Below are 13280 nucleotides of genomic sequence, written 5' to 3'. Positions count from 1 at the left end.
CTTACTTGAGCCAACTACGGGAATTGAACCCGTGACCTCTTCCTTACCAAGGAAGCACTCTACCTCTGAGCTAAGTCGGCAGAACCCCTTATCAAAGAGCTTAAACCACAATGCTCAGACTATTAAATCTACCTATTGCAACCTAAGATTAATCTTAGTGGGGAGAGCAGGATTCGAACCTGCGAAGTTCACACAGCAGATTTACAGTCTGCCCTCGTTGGCCGCTTGAGTATCTCCCCTACTTTTTATATTATCAAACCTTTACAGTCTTGAGCCGGCGGAGGGACTCGAACCCACGACCTGCTGATTACAAATCAGCTGCTCTAGCCAACTGAGCTACGCTGGCGAATCAATAAAAAAAGCCCGCTATTTCTAACGGACTGCAAATGTAGAGATTTTATCTCTCAATCAAAACATTTTTTCGAAAAAATTTATATTAAATATGAGAACTTATCTTTTCTTTTCTTTTTACCAACATTCGTTCTAGAGATTCTGCAGAAAGTTCCACAGCTTCTTCAAAAGTCTTGCACTGTTTTTTTACTAAAAAATCATCTCCGGGAACGTTAATTTTCACCTCTGCAATTTTATTCTCTTTATCACTTGTCTTTTCAACTTTCAAAAAAACATCCGCTGACACGACTTTGTCATAATACTTTTCCAACTTGTCCAATCTTTCTTGAACAAAATCTACTAGCTTTTTGTCAACAGTAAAGTTAACTGCATGAACACTTACCTTCATAATCATCTTTTTTAATTGTTAAACACTAAATCATTTCTTTCCCCGCGGATGAGCATCTTTATATATAGTTTTTAGTTCCGCTAAACTATTGTGCGTATATATTTGAGTAGATGCCAAACTGGAATGTCCCAATAATTCTTTCACGGAATTCAAATCTGCTCCATTATTTAATAAATGTGTAGCAAATGTATGTCGTAAAATGTGAGGACTTTTTTTCACTTTTTCCGACACAGTACTAAAGTAAGAATTTATTAGACGATACACAAAGGATTCATTTAATTTTAACCCTTTTTTTGTGAGAAAAAAATAATCATTATCAACTATAGCCAACAACGAAGTTCTTTCTTTTACATATAAAGAAAACTGATCTGAAATCATTGGAAGTACCGGAAGAATACGCTCTTTATTTCGTTTTCCTAAAACCTTAATTGTATTAGATGACAAATCAACATTTTCCATTTTTAGATGAATCAATTCCGCCCTTCGCACTCCTGTGGTATACAACAAATCAATTATGAGCTTATTCCTAACCTCTTCAAATCCGACCGTGTTTTGCATTTGATCCAAAACAGCCGTCATTTCCTTTTCAGAAAAAGGAATCTGTATTATTTTAGGAATTTTAAGCGCTTTGTGCTTCAAAAGCGGACTAACTTCTATTTGTTTTGTTTTTAATAGAAATTTATAAAATGCTTTTAAGGATGCAATTTTTCTATTCACCGAAACATTAGACACTGAGTCATCAACTAATGAAACTATCCAATTTCTAATTTGGCCATAATTCACTTGTTCGATATTATCCTGATCAAAATGAATTTTATTGAATGACTCAAAAGAATTAATATCGTTACAATAAGCTGTTATTGTATGAGGAGAATATTTTTTCTCCAAAGAGAGATAATCTCGAAATGCACCTTTATTTGTGGACATAAAAAAACCGTTAGCATCAAAGTTATAAAATTTTGATGACTAACGGTATTTTATTTAATGGAATTGACTAACTCTCTAAGTTATCTCTCATATTTTGGATATAAGCCGCTTTTTGAATTTTGATTCTATTTGTTACTGAAGGCTTAATAAAAGCAGTACGTGCTCTTAGTTGACGAACAGTTCCTGTTTTATCAAATTTTCTTTTGTAACGTTTTAACGCTCTATCGATATTTTCTCCGTCTTTAATTGGTATAATTAACATAATATAGACACCCCCTTTCTTTAGACTGCAAAAGTAGGATAATAAAGTGAACTAACAAGTATTTGCATAATTTTATTTATTTTTACCAATAAAATCTAGTTTATGTGGTTTATCGTAATTTCTATTCTACTCCTTTTTGCAAGTATTTTACCCTACATGCCACTGACACACTGGTTCTACAGGTTTTTTGAGTTTGGGAAAATTCAAATACTTATTTTACAGATGACAGCTTTAATCTTTAGCTTTATCTTAATAGATGAATCTGATGTTAGGATACGTATTCTTCAGTTATTAACTTTAATAAGCATTATAGGCCATTTTGCAACCCTTTACAAGTACACTTCATTTCACAAGTCAGTACAAAAAGAACCTTGTGACATTTCTTCAGAAATAATTACAGTCCTTTCGGCAAACGTATTTCAAGAAAACAAACAATATGAACAATTTATAGCTTTGATTAATAAATACAATCCGGATATTTTTTTAACCATGGAATCTGATAAAAATTGGGAAAAGGCACTCTCAGTTTTGGATCACAAATACAAATACAACGTCAAAGTAGCCTTAGACAATACGTATGGCATGCACTTATATTCTAAATTAAAAATAACAAATCAAAGTGTTCATTATTTTGTAGCGGATGATCTGCCCAGTATTGAGGCAAAAATAAGGACTGCTGACAATTTTGAATTCACTTTCTTTGCCGTCCATCCACCACCTCCAAGTCCTACTGAGGAAGAAAATTCCAAAGAGCGTGATGGAGAGCTTTTGAGTATCGCAAAAAAAATAAAAAAAAACGCTGATACTTGTGTTATAGTTGGGGATTTCAACAATGTGGCTTGGGCAAAATCCTCCATCTTATTTAGAAAAACTAGCGAGACAATAGACGGAAGAATTGGCAGAGGATTTATTTCAAGTTTTCATACCAAATACTGGTTTTTAAGATTTCCTATTGACTTGATGTTTCACACGTCAGATGTATTTATTGATGAATTAAAAAGTTTAGAACATTTCGGATCTGATCATTTTCCGATATATGCAAAATTTTTCATCAACAAGAAGACATCAGAACAAGAACATTTAACAGAAAATTTAGAAGAGGGAGAACACGAGATTGTTCAAGAAATAATCACAGAAGGCATAAATGAAAAAAGCGACAATCGTAACTGATTGTCGCTTTTTTTATTGTTTTAAAAGGCTTGCGCTTCCAACAAATTTGTGTAAATCACTATTTTTTTAATTTCAGTAATTCCTCTCCGAAAAGAAATAATTTAGAAATTCTTCATTACTCGCAGTTCTTTATCTAAATTAATTATCGGTAAGCTATTATTTTACAGCTGGCTCATAATTTTGATTATCGATAATCATTTTTCCTAAAATCTCTTTAAGAATTTCTGAAGTTCCACCGCCTATTGGTCCTAAACGACTATCTCTAAACAAACGTGCTAATGGATACTCCTCCATATAACCATAACCACCTAACATTTGTAAACAGCTGTAAATAGTATCATCTGCAACTTTTGTGGATTTCAGCTTAGCCATGGTTGCCTCCTTAACAACGTATTCTCCTTTATCTAAACGAGCGACAGCGGCATAGTTAAACACCTTACAATGTTCTACCTCTGTAGCATGCTCAACAAGTGTATGTCTCAATGCTTGAAACTTGCTGATTTTTTTTCCGAACGCTTCTCTATGTGACATGTAATCTATGGTATAATCTATCGCATATTCAGCTCTAGCATGTGCGTTTATCGCCATAATTAAACGCTCCAAAGCAAAATGCTGCATGATATAAGGAAATCCTTTCCCCTCTTCGCCCATTAAGTTTTCAACAGGGATTTCTACATTATCAAAGGCGATTTCAGCAGTATCTGATGCTCTCCAACCTAATTTATCTAGCTTTACAGCAGATATACCTTTTAAACCAGTATCCATCAAAAAGATACTTATCCCTTTGTTACCGAGTTCAGGATTAGTTTTAGCCGCAACAATATAATAGTCTGCATAAACACCGTTTGTAATAAATGTTTTAGAACCATTGATAATATATTTGTCTCCTTTTTTCACGGCGTTAGTGCGCATTCCCGCAACATCACTACCTCCAAAAGGCTCTGAAATACATAAAGCACCTATTTTCTTTCCAGCAATACTTGGCACTAAGTAGTCTTGTTTTATTCTTTCGTCACCCTCTGCATTCAAATGGGTCATTGCTAAATATCCATGAGCCCACATTGCAGCAGCAAAACCTGATGACTTAATTTTTTGTAATTCTTCGAGAAAAATAACAGTGTAAAATAAATCGAGATTTAGACCACCATAAGCCTCTGGATACGCAATACCAAAGTACCCCATCTCGCCAAATTTTTCCCAAATAAAACGCTCTATCGTACCTGTTTTTTCCCATTTTTCAATATGCGGAACAACTTCTTTTCGCAAAAAATCTTTTAAACTTTCTCTAAATGCTTGGTGTTCTTCAGTGAAATAAATTGAATTCATATATTATATATTTTTTTTTAACAAATAGTATTAATTGAAACATAATGATGCAGTCATGTTTCAGATTTATCTTTTTTAACGGTTAAAATAATTAGTGAATGAAAAAGCTATGCATCTATTTTAAAATACATTAGAATATTACTGACAATAGCCAAAAATTTGACACTTCTAATTAAAGTCCAAATATAAGCCAATTAAATTTGCTTTATCAACAGGAAATCCCTTAATTTTTGTTAAATCCTCAATATTCTTAATATTTCCATTCATACTCCGGTACGTTACTATTTCCTTAGCCAGCGAATATCTAAAATAATGAAACTGCGAAAGTTCCTTCAATGAAGCGTTATTGATTTCTATTTTTTTAAATCGAGGTAAAACCAAAACTTTGAAATGGGTATTCAAATTTTCGATTACTTCGGGAGATAATCCCCATACCTCCTTCATTTGCTCCATCGAAACAAATCCTCCCATAAGTTCTTTTTGTTTTAAAATACGACTAGAAATAGCATCGCCAATACCATAAATTTTCACTAAATCCTCTTTGGTTGCATCATTTATATCAATAAAAATAATTTTTTCTTTTTTGGCGAAAGCCTGATTTTGATACGATGTATATTCTTTAAATTTAGTATTCTGTTTTTTATTATTTACCCAATCCGGAAATTTAAAATAAGGAGCTATTACATTTAATAAAGAATCTGACACTTTAGTCACATTTTGAAATTCCTTAGCTGAATTCACATATTTGTTCTCTTTTCTAAAAGCCAGCAAACGATCAATTTCCTGAACGGACATTCCTAGTTTATATCCTTTATAATCCGATATAAAATTCGGATTGAAAAGATATATTTTCGGCTTGCTATTTTTAACATCCATTTTAAGAGAATCCATTTCAGACTGCAAAGAAAGCCATTTTTGTTTTTCAGGATATTCTTTACTAACAGAGCTAAAATCAACGAAAAAATAAACCAGTTGCAAAACGACGATAATTAGAAACAAAAAGAAAATACCTGTGCGTTGTTCCTTAGAGAACTTAAAATAAGTTTGAATCGTTTTGAAACTCATGTTGTACTGATGGTTTTGAACGTTGAAATAATGAGTCTAAAATTAGAAATAAAATTAAGATAAATAACTTTGTAAATAAAAATATTTCAAGTGAAAATCAATATTTTCAATAAGCCCTTTTCAACAAATATATACGAAATCAATATAAAAAAAGGCAATGCATAATTTTTTACAACTTAAAATTCAATTATTGTTTTTATTTTTTATAAAAAACAATACATTTGGAGCTTAATAACAAACAAAACCATATAACCCATGTCAATTTGGAAAACTAAACCGCTTTCGGTATTGCTGAATGAAGCATCAGAATCTGAAAAAGGATTAAAAAGAACTTTGTCTTCACGTTCATTAGTAGCACTTGGAGTTGGAGCAATTATTGGAGCAGGATTATTCTCGTTAACAGGTATTGCTGCTGCAGAACATGCTGGCCCGGCAGTTACACTTTCATTCATTTTAGCCGCTGTAGGATGTGCATTTGCAGGACTTTGCTATGCTGAATTCGCATCTATGATACCAGTTGCTGGTAGTGCTTATACTTACTCCTATGCTACAATGGGAGAATTTATGGCTTGGATTATAGGATGGGATTTAGTCCTTGAATATGCATTGGGAGCCGCAACAGTTGGAGTGAGTTGGTCCCGTTATTTACTAGAATTATTAAACAAATACGGAATACACCTCCCCCACGATTTAATATGTTCACCCTGGGAAACCTTAAAACTAAGCGATGGAACCATTATAGAAGGCGGTATGATTAACCTTCCTGCTATTTTTATCGTTTCGATGTTGTCTCTATTATTAATAAGAGGAACAAAAGAATCTGCATCTATCAATAACTTCTTAGTTGTAGTTAAAGTAATCGTAGTTATTATGTTCATCGTTTTAGGATGGAGCTTTATTGACACTGCAAATTATACCCCATATATTCCTGAAAACACTGGTGTATTTGGAGAATTTGGATGGTCAGGAATTGCTGCCGGAGCTGGAACCGTTTTCTTTGCTTTCATTGGTTTTGACGCTGTTTCAACAGCTGCACAAGAAGCAAAAAACCCACAAAAAGGAATGCCAATTGGTATTTTAGGATCATTAGTAATCTGTACTATATTATACGTATTGTTTGCACACGTAATGACTGGACTTGTACCTTACAGTGAATTTGCAGGAGATGCTAAACCAGCAGCAACAGCATTTGCCAGAACTGGATATACTTTTTTACAAACTGGTTTAATCGTGGCTATTTTAGCTGGTTATACTTCTGTAATGTTGGTGATGTTAATGGGACAAAGTCGTGTTTTCTACACGATGAGTAAAGATGGTTTATTGCCATCATTCTTTAGTGACATTCACTCAAAATTCAGAACTCCATGGAAAACAAATCTTTTCTTCATGGTATTTGTAAGTCTTTTTGCTGGTTTTGTACCAGTAAGTGATTTAGGACACATGGTAAGTATCGGAACTTTATTAGCCTTCGTATTAGTATGTATCGGTGTTTTGGTTATGCGTAAAAAAATGCCTGATGCTCCAAGATCTTTCAAAACACCATTCGTCCCTTATGTTCCAATCGCAGGAATATTAATTTGTTTGGCTTTAATGTATTCATTACCAAATGAAAGCTGGGCAAGACTTGTTATATGGATGGCATTAGGAGTTGCTATCTATTTTATCTATGGAAAGAAAAATAGTAAATTGAACAATCCGGATAAATAGATTTTTATCATAATTAAAAAAGGGCTTATAAAGTATTCAACTACTTTATAAGCCCTTTTTCTATTTAAAACCATTTACAAATCAAAAACAGAGGTGCGTTTGGCCCTTATCAAATCCTTTAATCGAATCCAGAATGCAAGCGTTAAATAAACGGCAAACCACAATCCAGCCGTAACAAACGATAAATAAATAAAAAAAAGTCGGACACTACTGGCACGCATTCCCAAAGTATCCGCCAAACGCGAGGAAACATGAAAACCGTGTTTCTCAAAAAAAAACTTGAGCTTGATAATTGCTGACATTTTATGAATTTTGAATGATAAGCAAAATTACAAAATTATCCAATTGACATCTTAGTTAAACCACTAATTGTTTTTTGAGTAATTCTATTCCTAAGCTGCACTCCAAACATTTACTTTTGTTACAATATTCATTCTTGAGTTGAAGCAACGATTGCGAATCAAAAGCACTTTTAGAAACGATTCCAAAAGAATAAAACTTATCAATAACTGCATTTTTTTCTGGCGAAACTTCATTTAACAACCGAATTAAATCCTCCGATAACTCTTTTCCTTGACTTTTTGCGAAAGCAAACTGTAGCGGAATTATAGTATTTATAAGAATCAAATCTACAAATGATCTAGAAAGCGATTTCTTTTTCTTCGGACTTTCTTTATCAAATTGATAATGATTCAACCAATACTCAGAAGTGGAAACTTGAAACAGGTCATAGGTGCTTTTTAAAGAATTCAAGGTGCTGATTTTCGAAAATAAATTCTGCTGACTGTGGTATAAATTAGCTAATTGAGAAAGCCGAATAGTTGGAAAATTGTCTGGACGATGCTTGAAAAACTGAACGGGTTCAATGCAAATTTTTTCCAATTGATATTTATGTAATAAATAGAAATACCTGAATTTTAAATCTTTAAAATAATTATCTTCCTTGTCAAAATCCAATAATCCAGCAGTTCCAAAAATCAAAGCTTCCAGATTCTCAACCTCGAAACTTTCTTTTCTAACAATAGAAAAAGGAATGTTTTGTGCGATTTTCAAAAAGATTTCACCATTGGTGTTTAATCCGAAATTTTTGGTCAAAAGACAAAATAACACCGCTTCCCAATCTTGGTTCGTTTGTTCCAATAAATCAAATATCGGGTTTGATTTTCTTTCCAACCGTTCAAAAAACAAGCGCTCCTGCCAATTTTTGAATACAAATTCATCAACATGTTTGATTTGCTTTTCACAGAAAATCCAAGATTTTGGAGCCATTAAGGATTGGTAGTTCTCCACGGTGCTTTTCTCCACGTATTTTTTGAGTTCTAAGACTGGTATTTCGGTATTATTACTTCTAAAAACCTCAGTATCATGCTCCCAAACCACATGTAAAATAACATTTTCATATCCAGAATCTTGCTCATGATGATGCACATACCAGTCCGTTGATTTAAGATGAATCTCTACATTCCCAGCCCATTTTTGATTACCTATAGTTATTTGGGCATTAAAAAAATCAGGTCCGGCAAGTTCTAAATATTGTCCAACATTAATGATTGTAATTTCCTCTCCATTGAAGGTTTTCAAATTCAAGGTATCAAATTTCTTGAATTTCCACAGATAATGAAGGAAATCTTCTTTCATATTGAACATATTAGATTGAAGACTAATGTAGTAAAAAAAGAAACAGTAAATTATCTAAAATAAAAATTCAGAAATTTTTCTAGAAAAAGAATATGGTAATTGAAAAATATAAGTGTTTTTATTTCATCAGATACAATTTGGCGCAAGCTCGAGCATCCGATAAAGCTTCGTGGTGATTTAAGGCAATGTTCATTTCCCGACAGCAGTCGCTCAATTTGGTTGGTCGCAATCCTTTGGCTCTATAAATTTTCACGGTACATTCCCAACGAGAAGCGATATTCAAATCAGCGTAATCCAAATTATAAAGTGCCATTGATTTCGCCAAAACATTCCTGTCAAAACTTTCATTGTGCGCCACTACTACTCTGTTTTGGAGTCTTTTTTGGATTTCAGGATACACTTGAGCAAATGATTTAGCATTGACCGTATCGCGAGGATAAATTCCATGCACTTGAATCGTAAAGGGCGAGTATGAATTGTTTGGCGGTTTAATCAAGGTAACAAACTCGTCAACAATTATTCCATTTTCTACGGTTACGATACCTACCGAACAAGGATGATATCCAATTGCAGTTTCAAAATCTATAGCAGTAAAAGTCAATTTAATTCAGGATTAAGGGTTAACGGTTTAGATAATATATTTACAAAAGTAATATCAATTACACAAGTTCAAAGCATCCGATAACTATCTTTTTATTTCTTGTTGCAAATTTTTGGTTCCAAAACTTTCATAGCCTAAAATAATTAACAAAAAAACCTGCAAGATTAAAAAAACCATGCAGGAATATAGTTAAGAAATAGATTCTTGTTTAAGCTTATTTTATGGAACCAATAATATCATATTTAGTAATAATATGGTGGTTTCCATTTTCTAATTCCACTAAAACAGCTTCATTTTCTTTAGTGAATAATTTAGACACTTCTTCAATAGGTGTTCCGTATTTCACAATTGGAAAAGGTTTCCCCATTACATCTTTAATTGGTTTATCGGCTACATCTTTGTCAGCGACGTAACTTTGAAACAAATCACTTTCATCAACAGAACCTACAAATCCAGTGATATCAATAACCGGAATTTGAGAAATTTTATATTTACGCATTCTTTCTATAGCATGCGAAACTAATTCTTCAGTACGAACCACAATCAATGGTTTATCGATATGATCTTTTATGACATCTTCGGCCTTTGTGATTTCTTCTTCCAGAAAACCACGTTCGCGCATCCAGTCATCATTGAACATTTTACCAACATAACGGCTTCCTGAATCATGAAAAAGTACCACAACAACGTCTTCGGGTTTAAAATGTTCTTTAAGCTGTAACAATCCTTTTATTGCTGCTCCAGCTGAATTGCCTACAAAAATCCCTTCTTCAAGTGCAATTTTACGAGTATAAACAGCTGCATCTTTGTCGGTTACTTTTGTGAAACCATCAATTAGAGAAAAATCGACATTCTTAGGTAAAATATCTTCTCCTATTCCTTCCGTGATGTACGAATAGATTTCATTTTCATCAAAAATTCCCGTTTCGTGGTATTTTTTAAAGACAGAACCGTAGGTATCAATTCCCCAAATTTTAATGTTTGGATTTTTCTGTTTCAAATATTTAGCTACTCCTGAGATTGTTCCTCCAGTTCCAACACCAACAACAAAATGAGTGATTTTACCTTCTGTTTGTTCCCAAATTTCAGGACCAGTTTGTTCGTAATGCGCTATCGCATTTGAAGGATTATCGTATTGATTCACATACCATGAATTAGGTGTTTCAGTAGCTAATCTTTTAGAAACTGAATAATAGGAACGCGGATCAGTAGGCTCTACATCCGTAGGACATACGACAACTTTTGCTCCAACGGCACGAAGAATATCCATTTTCTCTTTAGACTGTTTGTCTGAAATCACACAAATTAGTTTGTACCCTTTTATAATGGCTACTAATGCCAATCCCATCCCAGTATTCCCCGAAGTCCCTTCGATGATGGTTCCACCCGGCTTTAAACGTCCATCAGCCTCAGCATCTTCAATCATTTTTACGGCCATTCTGTCTTTTACGGAATTTCCAGGATTGAAGGTTTCGACTTTTGCAAGTACCAAAGCCTCTACTTCGGCAGTTACTTTATTGAGTTTTACTAATGGTGTATTGCCTATTGTTCCTAATATATTTTCTGCGTAGCGCATTATAGTTTTATTTTAAGATTGTAATTTGTTGTAAATATTGCTGCAAAGATAGTATTTTGTTATAAAATATTCTTCTTTACGGGATTTTGCGTTCGTGATAAAAGCGACATACTTTCCTTAATTACTTTAAGCAAGCGGAAGCTGTAGTGGATAGCACGATAAAACGCCTAATAACAAATATTTGAAAATTTGAAATTCTAAAAAATATTAATTGAAGAAGTTCCAGATTAAACCAAATCGAATCGTTAAATCACGAGATGGATTGTTTGGAGAAGCATAAAAATTGTTACCAGTTAATGCCGAATTAAAATGTTCTACTTTAAAATAAATTCTTGTTCGCTGCACTTTTGCATTGATGAAAAAATCTAGGTTTGGATGATTACCAATTTGTTTGTCATTTTGCACAAAAAACTCTCCTATTACAGGATTGTATTCATTAGCATAATAGTTAGAAAAATAATTCAAGGAGATTCCGGTTTGCAGAAACAAGGCTTTTTTGAACAAATAATTTGTGTAGTAAATCGTATTTCGCGTCACAATTTCAGGAACATTAAGCACTGCATCTTGTTGTTCCGTTTTTTGATATAGAATTGTGTTATCCAAAGCAAATTTTCCGAATTTAAATTCTCTGTTGATTTTAAGGGACAAATAATTTAGAGTTCCATCATATTGTGCTGGTGCCACAATTTGTGTTCTGTCTGTTTTTTGTTGTGCTGTAGATGCATCAGTAAAATACAAATGATCATTTAGAACAGATAACTGCAGCTCCGCATCAATCCAAGGGGAAATTGCATTTGCTTTGATTGTATTGATTTTTTCATTTTTGAAATTATTCGACCAATTGTATTGTACAAAACTACTTTGGTGCAAATTGTAATTATTGTTTGGCAGTTTATTTATATTTTGATACTGAAATGCAAGTTGAATTTCATCATTTAAATCATATTGTAATTTGGCATCCAAATTAGAAAGCGACTGTGCCGTTACGGATCTTGAGTACAAAAATTTTCCGTTCCATTTGTTACGTCGATATTCATATTGCCCACCAGCACTGTTGATTTCCTGGCTAAAGGAACTTGGTATCGTATTTTGATTGTCAAAAATAAGAATCTTGTTGTAATAATAATTTGATCTAAAATCATCTACAAAAAACTGAAAAGTTCCCAAAGTAGTATTCTCATATATTAATCCAACTCTATTGTACATTTTATTGTAACGGGTTTGATCATTAATACCGCTGTCTAGAAAGGAATCTCCAAAACGATATACTGTCTCAGAACCAACGGTTGATGGAACTGTTGCCTGACTGTATTCGAAAAACTTATTTTCGTAATTAAATTGGTGTGTCAGGTATAGATTATTATCTCCTTTTTTAGAATTAATTCTGAAGTTATGATCTAGAAAAACTCTTTTCCCTTTTAGAAATGATTTAGCATCATTAAAATACACTTCAAATCGTTGTCGGTTGTTATAGTTAGGGTCTTCACTTTCAAAATTCTCTATGGTTGTGATTCCTCCATTTTCCTCATTCAGGATATCTTGAAAGGTATAATGGGCTTTTGCAAAATAGCGTTTATTTTTAGTGTTGTAATTGGTAGTAAATCTAAAATTACCGGTACTTGATAATTGGTTGAGATATTCACCCTCTGAACGCAAACCTTTATATGCAATAGAAAAATTAAGATTTTCGGAAGTGTTTAAAGTAATAAAAGCATCAACAGACTGTCCCTTTTTTACAGTAGTTTTAAAGTATAATTCGGTTACCGGAGTCGCTACGGAATAATATCGTATTTGATTTGCCTCTAAAAAATTAAAATGTTTTGCCTTAAAACCAAATTCTGGATACGGTGAAAAATCCGTTAAGCTATAATGCAACATATTGTAGGTTTGTCCATCATTTGCAAAAGGCAAGAGCCCAAAAATATCTTTTCGCAAATAGTTATGGCTGTATTCTTTTTGAATGGTAAGAGAAGTATCGATGTAAGTCGTATCGTTTTCTAAGGTGATTACTTTGTAGAGATCGATGGTTGCTGTTTTTTTGTTTTTAATTGAATCAACAATTCTAATTGATTTAGGTTTCTGTACAATAGATTCATTTTTTACTTGGGCAAAAAAAGATAATGGAAACACTATAAAATAAAATAAAATAAAATTTTTCATTTGATAAAGAGTAATAACTTAAATACAAAGATAAATTTAATCAAACATAACTACTGTTTAATTTCACAATAATAAAAATGAAAACTCACAACCTAAAAAGCTTATACTT

General features: G+C 32.9%; 12 protein-coding genes and 3 tRNA genes. 2 read left to right on the top strand and 13 right to left on the bottom strand.

All coding sequences use genetic code 11. The features are described 5' to 3' along the window. Positions 1-8 precede the first annotated feature (8 nt). From BC952_RS05360 to rpsU, 6 genes are all read right to left on the bottom strand, one after another. Positions 9-80 (bottom strand) — tRNA-Thr (locus tag BC952_RS05360). A 78-nt stretch (positions 81-158) separates the two neighbouring features. Continuing rightward, positions 159-239 (bottom strand) — tRNA-Tyr (locus tag BC952_RS05355). Positions 240-272: 33 nt separating this feature from the next. Beyond that, positions 273-346: transfer RNA gene (locus BC952_RS05350), tRNA-Thr, on the bottom strand. Positions 347-436: 90 nt separating this feature from the next. After that, the gene (hpf, locus tag BC952_RS05345; RefSeq protein ID WP_121364962.1) at positions 437-739 is read right to left on the bottom strand and encodes a ribosome hibernation-promoting factor, HPF/YfiA family; all 303 of its coding nucleotides are present in this window, start codon (positions 737-739) and stop codon (positions 437-439) included. Between the two features lie 30 nt (positions 740-769). Then, positions 770-1666: a tyrosine-type recombinase/integrase gene (locus BC952_RS05340; protein WP_121364558.1), complete on the bottom strand. Its 897-nt coding sequence runs from the start codon at positions 1664-1666 to the stop codon at positions 770-772. Positions 1667-1733: 67 nt separating this feature from the next. Further along, positions 1734-1928, bottom strand: a complete 195-nt coding sequence (gene rpsU, locus BC952_RS05335) for a 30S ribosomal protein S21 (protein WP_035670421.1) — start codon at positions 1926-1928, stop codon at positions 1734-1736. A 102-nt stretch (positions 1929-2030) separates the two neighbouring features. Between rpsU and BC952_RS05330 the strand changes: the two genes are divergently transcribed. Beyond that, positions 2031-3098, top strand: coding sequence for an endonuclease/exonuclease/phosphatase family protein (locus BC952_RS05330; protein ID WP_244200099.1), 1068 nt, complete (start codon positions 2031-2033; stop codon positions 3096-3098). Between the two features lie 156 nt (positions 3099-3254). Here BC952_RS05330 and BC952_RS05325 read toward each other — a convergent pair whose 3' ends face one another. Both BC952_RS05325 and BC952_RS05320 read right to left on the bottom strand, forming a co-directional pair. Beyond that, positions 3255-4424, bottom strand: coding sequence for an acyl-CoA dehydrogenase family protein (locus BC952_RS05325; RefSeq protein WP_121364557.1), 1170 nt, complete (start codon positions 4422-4424; stop codon positions 3255-3257). A 168-nt stretch (positions 4425-4592) separates the two neighbouring features. Then, on the bottom strand, positions 4593-5489 hold the full coding sequence (locus tag BC952_RS05320) for a ComEA family DNA-binding protein (RefSeq protein WP_121364556.1): 897 nt from the start codon (positions 5487-5489) through the stop codon (positions 4593-4595). A gap of 255 nt (positions 5490-5744) precedes the next feature. On the opposite strand from BC952_RS05320, the gene BC952_RS05315 reads away from it, so the two are divergent. After that, positions 5745-7196, top strand: a complete 1452-nt coding sequence (locus BC952_RS05315) for an amino acid permease (protein ID WP_121364555.1) — start codon at positions 5745-5747, stop codon at positions 7194-7196. 74 nt (positions 7197-7270) lie between these two features. Here BC952_RS05315 and BC952_RS05310 read toward each other — a convergent pair whose 3' ends face one another. The 5 genes from BC952_RS05310 to BC952_RS05290 form a co-directional block, all read right to left on the bottom strand. Next, positions 7271-7498, bottom strand: coding sequence for a PspC family transcriptional regulator (locus tag BC952_RS05310; protein WP_066082307.1), 228 nt, complete (start codon positions 7496-7498; stop codon positions 7271-7273). Between the two features lie 55 nt (positions 7499-7553). After that, on the bottom strand, positions 7554-8834 hold the full coding sequence (locus BC952_RS05305) for a DUF2851 family protein (RefSeq protein ID WP_121364960.1): 1281 nt from the start codon (positions 8832-8834) through the stop codon (positions 7554-7556). Positions 8835-8952: 118 nt separating this feature from the next. Further along, on the bottom strand, positions 8953-9435 hold the full coding sequence (locus BC952_RS05300; protein WP_121364554.1) for a 3'-5' exonuclease: 483 nt from the start codon (positions 9433-9435) through the stop codon (positions 8953-8955). Between the two features lie 214 nt (positions 9436-9649). Then, the gene (locus tag BC952_RS05295) at positions 9650-11011 is read right to left on the bottom strand and encodes a pyridoxal-phosphate dependent enzyme (RefSeq protein ID WP_121364553.1); all 1362 of its coding nucleotides are present in this window, start codon (positions 11009-11011) and stop codon (positions 9650-9652) included. Positions 11012-11218: 207 nt separating this feature from the next. After that, positions 11219-13171, bottom strand: coding sequence for a putative porin (locus BC952_RS05290; protein WP_121364552.1), 1953 nt, complete (start codon positions 13169-13171; stop codon positions 11219-11221). Positions 13172-13280: the final 109 nt, after the last annotated feature.

This window comes from Flavobacterium limicola, assembly GCF_003634755.1.
Lineage (GTDB): Bacteria > Bacteroidota > Bacteroidia > Flavobacteriales > Flavobacteriaceae > Flavobacterium > Flavobacterium limicola.
Note: the sequence above shows the minus strand (reverse complement) of the source record. Positions and strands in the feature narration are given on the sequence as shown.